Annotated in this window: 1 pseudogene; it reads left to right on the top strand. The window is 25.1% G+C overall.

Going from position 1 to position 287, the window contains the following annotated elements:
* Positions 1-198 (top strand): annotated as a pseudogene (locus tag CS921_RS15660) (hypothetical protein); the annotation flags it as partial.
* Between the last annotated feature and the right edge of the window lie 89 nt (positions 199-287).

The raw sequence follows: 287 nt of genomic DNA, 5'->3' as shown, positions 1-287 counted from the left end.
CTTCAATATGAAACATATAACAATTCTTCAGAAGCAAAAAATAAGATTCAGGCCATTAATTCTTATATTGATAACCTTGAACATCTTAATTTTTTCGAAAAGGAAAAATTACGCTCACAAAAGTTACAAAGTCTTGGCTTTTCAAATTTCAGAGTGACAAAAAGATTTTTCAAGTTGATTAATAAAGAAAAACTATAATTATTGTTATTTTAGCTAAGAATCTTTTCGTAAGTTCTTTATAATAATCATAGTACTTATCTGAATGATTATTCTTGCACATAATACTG

The organism is Listeria costaricensis (assembly GCF_900183385.1).
Taxonomy (GTDB): Bacteria; Bacillota; Bacilli; order Lactobacillales; family Listeriaceae; genus Listeria; species Listeria costaricensis.
This window is presented reverse-complemented; position numbering and strand designations above follow the sequence as displayed.